At 57.6% G+C, this 6,081-nt stretch carries 4 protein-coding genes; all 4 read left to right on the top strand.

Annotated features, from left to right (window positions below; translation table 11 throughout):
* Positions 1-333 precede the first annotated feature (333 nt).
* The 4 genes from ACFPPD_RS08105 to ACFPPD_RS08090 are packed head-to-tail and all read left to right on the top strand — an operon-like array spanning position 334 to position 6,081.
* Positions 334-1,422 carry a LacI family DNA-binding transcriptional regulator gene (locus ACFPPD_RS08105; RefSeq protein WP_378081794.1) on the top strand — a complete coding sequence of 363 codons (1,089 nt, stop codon included), beginning with the start codon at positions 334-336 and terminating at the stop codon, positions 1,420-1,422.
* Positions 1,419-2,144 carry an ABC transporter ATP-binding protein gene (locus ACFPPD_RS08100; protein WP_209744732.1) on the top strand — a complete coding sequence of 242 codons (726 nt, stop codon included), beginning with the start codon at positions 1,419-1,421 and terminating at the stop codon, positions 2,142-2,144. The genes ACFPPD_RS08105 and ACFPPD_RS08100 overlap by 4 nt, the downstream gene beginning before the upstream one ends.
* The gene (locus ACFPPD_RS08095) at positions 2,119-3,150 is read left to right on the top strand and encodes an efflux RND transporter periplasmic adaptor subunit (protein WP_209744735.1); all 1,032 of its coding nucleotides are present in this window, start codon (positions 2,119-2,121) and stop codon (positions 3,148-3,150) included. The genes ACFPPD_RS08100 and ACFPPD_RS08095 overlap by 26 nt, the downstream gene beginning before the upstream one ends.
* 60 nt (positions 3,151-3,210) lie before the next feature.
* Entirely contained in the window at positions 3,211-6,081 is a 2,871-nt protein-coding gene (locus tag ACFPPD_RS08090; protein ID WP_209744738.1) for an ABC transporter permease, read from the top strand.

Raw genomic sequence — 6,081 nt, 5'->3', positions numbered from 1 at the left:
CCCGTACCGTACCGCCCCATCCGACTCAGCATTCCTGTGCCCCCGAACCGTACCGCCCCTTCCGACTCCGCATTCCCGTGCCCCGCATTCCCGTGCCCCGCATCCACCGTTCTCCATTCACTGCTCCATCGCGCTCCGCGTCCCCCCTCCGTCATATTTACGAATCCCGTCTTGGATATATGGTTTTCACAAAATAAAATTGACAATAATTTACTCTGCGTTTTATAGTATTAATCGTATAGTTGCAAACGTTTGCATAACCGTCGGAGCCGTTCTTTTATTCCGGAAAGGAGACAGCATGGCGCTGAGATTGTATCCCGATCGTGATCCTCCGTGAACCATCGTCCGCAGTCTCGGCCAGAGAGCGGAATCAAGGCGATCGCCAAGGCGCTCGACCTGTCGCCGAGCACCGTATCGCGCGCGCTCAACGGCGTGCGGGGCATTAATCCGTTGACGCGTAAGCAGGTGCAAGACATGGCCGCCGCGATCGGCTACGTGCCGCACTACGGCGCGAAGCAGCTCGTCGGCAAGAGCAGCCAGCTGATCGGCTTGTTCGTGCCGCAATTCGAATTCGAGGCGAGCTCGGGTTTCGTCGAGATGTTCTCGCCCTTGCAGCATGCGCTTAGGAATTACGGAAGGGACGCGATGTTCTTCTCCGTTCCGTTCCTGAATTACCCGCCCCGGCGGCTGACCGAATGCGTCGGCTCGCGAAGCCTGGAAGGGGTCGTGTTATTCCCGGCTTTCTCCGAATCGCATCCGATCGTGCAAGAGGCATTGCAACTGCGGGTCCCTTGCGTGAACTTCGAAGACGTCGTCGGCCCGCGGATGTCCTCGGTCATCTCGGACGACCGGGAAGGCGGACGCTTGGCCGGACGCAAGCTGGCGGCGGAAGGGCACCGGAACATCGGCTACATTAACGGACCTCCGCAATTACGGATTTGCAAGGAACGCTACGCGGGATTTTGCGAAGCGCTCGCCGAGGCGGGAATCGAGTATCGGCCCGAGAATGTCGCGGTCGGTAATTTTTCCGGAGCGAGCGGCGCGGAAGCTGCGATCGGACTGTTGCGATCGAATCCCGGCATGACCGCGATCTTCTGCGCGAACGACTTGATGGCGATGGGGGCGATGATGAGTTTCGCCCACCAGGGTATCGCGGTACCGGGACGCGTATCCGTCGTCGGATACGACGGCGACCCTTTCACCGCCTATACGTCGCCTCCGCTTACGACGATTCGCCATCGGCAGGAGACGATCGGGGAACGCGCCGCGTTCATGATGTTGGAGCTGCTCAACGGAGAACCCGGGAGAAGGGACGCGGTCAGCCCCATGCTGGTCGACCGGCAATCCGTCGCCGGGCCGGAAGCCGGAGGCCTCAACTTTACACTGCCTTTGCGTCAGGAAAGGGGAAACGAACAGAAATGACGGTTTTGTCCGAAGAAAGCGCCGAAGCGTCGAAGACGCCGCAACGGCAGATCATCCAAGCAAGCGGCATTAAGCGGGTGTTCGGCAAAGGAACGGGTTCCGTCACCGTCCTCAAGGGGGTAGACATCGAGCTGCCCGCAGGCAAGCTCGTCGCCTTCAAAGGCAGGTCGGGCTCCGGGAAAACGACGTTGATCAACTTGCTCAGCGCGTTGGACCGCCCGACGGAAGGGAGAATCGTTTTCGACGGCAAGGAATTGACAGCGCTCTCGAATAAAGAACGGGATCAAGTCAGGCGGACCGAAATGGGCCTTATTTTCCAATCGTTCGCCCTCATCCCGCTCATGTCCGCTTACGAGAACGTCGAGTTCGTTCTTCGAATCGCCGGCGTGCCCGCGTCGGAGCGCAAGGCCGCGGCCATTCGCGCCTTGGATCTGGTCGGGCTTAAGCCCCGCATGCATCACCGTCCGTTCGAGATGTCCGGCGGCGAACAGCAAAGAACCGCCATCGCGAGGGCGATCGCCCATAAGCCGAAGCTGATTCTGGCCGACGAACCGACGGCGGAGCTCGACAGCCGCACCGGTTTGCATATTATCAAGGTGTTTCGGGATCTCGTGGAACGCAGCGGCATTACGATCGCGTTGACCACCCACGATCCCGCCATTATGGAGATCGTCGATCAAGTATACGAACTGGAGGATGGACAAATTGTCACGCACGCTTAAACAAGCCGCAGCGCTAGGATTAACGATCATACTGGGCGGAACGCTGGCGGGCTGCTCGTTTCTTCCGAAGGAGGAAGAGACGCTGAAGCCGCCGCTCGTCAAGCCCGCGCAAGAAAACTATTCGACGGCGACAGCGACCAAAGGATCGATCGTGAAGGCGATCAACGGCAGCGGTACTTTCGAATCCGTACATACGGACGTGTCCCAATTCACGGGTCAGGGAGGCAGGATCGACAAGATTCTCGTGAAGTCGGGCGATCAGGTCAAGAAGGGCGACGTGCTCGTGCAGTTGATTCTCGACGGCTTGGATATTCAGCTTAAGGAGCAGCAGTTGTCCCTCGAACGCGCCAAATACGCCTATCGTCAAGCGCGGGACGGCGACGAAGCGCTTCTCAAGATCGCCGGTTTGCAGCTCGAAATCGAACAAAGCAAATACGACCGGTTAGCCAAGCAATTCGGCAGCAAGCAACTCGTATCCGGCATTGACGGGGAAGTCGTGTTCGCCGAAACGCTCAAGGAAGGCGATTTCGTGGAGGCGTACCAGACGATCGTCATCGTCGCCGATCCGACCCTGCTTCGCATCGCGCTCCGCGTGGACGACCCGCAGGCGCTGAAGGACGTTCAAGTCGGCGTGAACGCCGACATTACGCTGAATAAGGAAACGGTCGTCGGCAAAGTCGTGCAAACGCCGTCTTCGTCTCCGGAGACGTTGAACAAGCAACTGGCCGAGAAATACGCGACGACCTTGTTCATCGAAGTGCCGAAACTGCCGAAGAATACGGAAATCGGATCGATCGCCGACGTCAAAATCATTACGGAAAAACGGGACGGCGTCGTCAAAATTCCGCGCAGCGGGCTGCGGTCGTACTTGGGACGCAATTTCGTGCGCATCCTCGAAGACGGCAAACGCCTCCGCGAAGTCGACGTCGAACCGGGACTCGCCGGACCGACGGAAGTCGAGATTCTGAGCGGCTTGCAGGAAGACCAAACGATCGTCCTTCAATAAATCGTTAAAGGTAGTTCAACACGCACTTATTGTATTCCTTCAGTTAGGGAGGCTTTGGAAGTGGCCTTATTCGTCATGATTATCCGTAAAATGGTTCAAAATAAATGGCTCGTCTCGAGCATGTTTTTCGGGATTCTGATGACGGTGGCGCTCGTGGGCACGATGCCGATCTACTCGGAAGCGATTCTGTCCCGCATGCTCGTCAAAGACTTGGAGACGTTCCAGGCGGAGAAGAACATTTATCCGGGTTCGCATTGGGCGTTGATGGGCTTCTATAACGAAGCGCCCGACAAGCGCACCCGGATCATCAACGACATGGACGCGTATATGGAGCGCAGCGCCAAGCCGTCTTTCGGCATTCCGACGCTGGAGCTCGTCAAGGAGCGGCGGACCAAGTCGGTGCAACTGGTTGCCAAAGGCTCGCAGGCGATCAAGAAAAACACGACCGCCACGCTTCGCTCCTTTAGCGATCTAGATAAGCACATCAAGATCGAAGACGGGAGACTGCCGTCGAAGACGGCGGTAAACGGCGTATATGAAGTGCTTCTCACTTCGCAAGCGTTGAGCAGCTTCAAGATCGTGCTCGGCCAGGAGTTCACGCTCAAGGACGATAAGATCAAAGGCACCGTCACGATCAAGCCCGTCGGTACCTTCAGCAAGAAAAGCGACGACGATCCGTATTTCCGCAGCGCCAACCTCGCCGACTTGAATAACGTGTTCGTCGTCGACGCGGGCTTGTTCGACAGCGAGTTCACCCGCGGCAACAAAGTGCCGGTGACGGGCAGCGGATGGTTTTTCGTGCTCGATTACGCGAAGATGAACATCGGCAACGTCGACGACTTCATCGACACGGACAAGGCGATCCGCAACAAAGCGAAAAGCAAGGTCGTCACGTTCCAGACGGAATTCAACGTCCCCGCGCTCGACACGATCAATAAGTATTTCGAACGATCCAAACAGCTGAACAAACTCATGTGGTCGCTGAACGTTCCGGTGCTGATCATGCTCGGCTTCTACATGTTCATGGTGTCGAACTTGATCGTAGACAGGCAGAAGAACGAGATCGCCATCTTGAGAAGCCGCGGGGCTTCGAGGCTCCAGATCGTTCTGTCGTTCGCCGCCGAAGGGGTGCTGTTATGCGGGGGCGCTTGGCTTCTCGGGCCTTTCATCGGCCTCGGCCTGACGAAAGTATTGGGAGCGTCCAACGGGTTCCTCGAATTCGTCCAACGCTCCAGCATGACCGTCCGCCTCAACGAGGACGCTTACTTGTACGGCGGCGTCGCGGCGTTGACCGCGTTCGTCATGACGCTCATTCCGGTGTTGCTGGCGACCCGCGTGTCCATCGTCGACCACAAGCGCCAGCTGGCGCGCTCGCAGCGGATGCCCTTCTGGCATAAGGCGTTTCTCGACGTCCTGTGCTTGGCGGTATCCATCTATGGGCTGTATACGTTCGACAAGCGGCTCAAGGATATGAAAAGCTTAGGATTGAATACGGACGATTTGACGATCGATCCTCTCCAGTTCGTGATGCCGGCTTTGTTCGTCGTGGGGGGCGGGCTGCTCCTGCTTCGGTTATATCCTTACGCGCTCAAGCTCGTCTACTGGGCTGGCCGCAAGTGGTGGCCGCCGTCCTTGTACGCCACGCTCATTCAAGTCGGGCGCTCCAACAGCCAATATCAATTTCTGATGGTCTTTCTCATCATGACGATCGCGATCGGCGTCTTCAGCGCGGGAGCGGCGCGCACGCTCAACAACAATACGGAGGAACGGATCCGTTATAGCCACGGGGCGGATTTCGTGCTGCAATCCCGATGGATGAACGACGCGCCGCCGCCTCCCGCGCCGGGAGCGCCTTCGGAGAGCGCGACGCCGGCGCCGAAGGTCATCCATTATCTCGAGCCGTCCTTCGATCCGTTCACGAAGCTGGAAGGCGTCGAGCAAGCGGCCAAAGTGTTCATCAAGCAGAAGGCGTTTTTCGGCGCCGGATCTCAGACGGGCACGGCAACGCTCATCGGCATCGATTCGGACGAATTCGGACTGACCGCTTGGCTTCCGAATCATTTGCTCGACTACCCGTATTACGAATATTTGAATTTGATGGCGGCGGATCCGAGAGCCGTGCTCATCTCGAAATCGATGGCGGACCAACGTCAGGTGAAGGTGGGCGATACGATCAATGTCGGCTGGGACGGCATCGACTCGCAATCGTTCGTCGTCTTCGGCATCATCGAGTACTTCCCGACGTTTAACCCTAACCCTCCGTTAGGTTCCGTCGACGCGTCGGACGATGAGAGCAAATCGAACGCGCCGATGCTGATCGTCGGCAATCTGAGCCGGATCCAGTTCCAGCTCGCGCTCGAGCCTTACCAGGTTTGGCTGAAAATGAAGCCGGGCTCGTCAACGGCCGCTCTCTACGAGAACATCGAGAAGCTCGAGCTTCCGATTACGAGCATGATCAATACGAAGGAAGATTTGATCAAGGCAAAGAACGATCCGTTCATGCTCGCGCTTAACGGCGTGCTCACGCTCGGGTTCATTATCTCGATCCTGATCAGCTTCGTCGGCTTCCTGCTCTATTGGATTTTGTCGCTGAAAGGACGCACGCTTCAGAACGGAATCATGAGGGCGATCGGCTTGTCGCTCCGGCAATTGATCGGCATGCTCGCGCTCGAGCAGCTGCTGACGTCGGGCGTCGCGATACTGATCGGCGTGCTCATAGGCAACTTCGCCAGCGAGCTGTTCGTGCCGAACTTCCAGATCGCCTTTAATCCGAGCAGTCTCGTTCCCCCGTTCAAAGTCGTTTTCGCGGCGATCGATTTCATCCGTCTGTACGCCGTCGTCTTCGTCATGATGGCGCTCGGGCTCGGCATCCTGTCTTTCATGCTCTCCCGAATCCGCGTTCATCAAGCGCTCAAGCTGGGGGAGGATTAA

It is taken from the genome of Cohnella suwonensis (assembly GCF_042655365.1).
Classification (GTDB): domain Bacteria; phylum Bacillota; class Bacilli; order Paenibacillales; family Paenibacillaceae; genus Cohnella; species Cohnella suwonensis.
This window is presented reverse-complemented; position numbering and strand designations above follow the sequence as displayed.

Coding starts and splice junctions, on each gene's coding strand:
- ACFPPD_RS08095 (WP_209744735.1), top strand. CDS start 2,119: ATGGACAAATTGTCACGCACGCTTAAACAAGCCGCAGCGCTAGGATTA.
- ACFPPD_RS08100 (WP_209744732.1), top strand. CDS start 1,419: ATGACGGTTTTGTCCGAAGAAAGCGCCGAAGCGTCGAAGACGCCGCAA.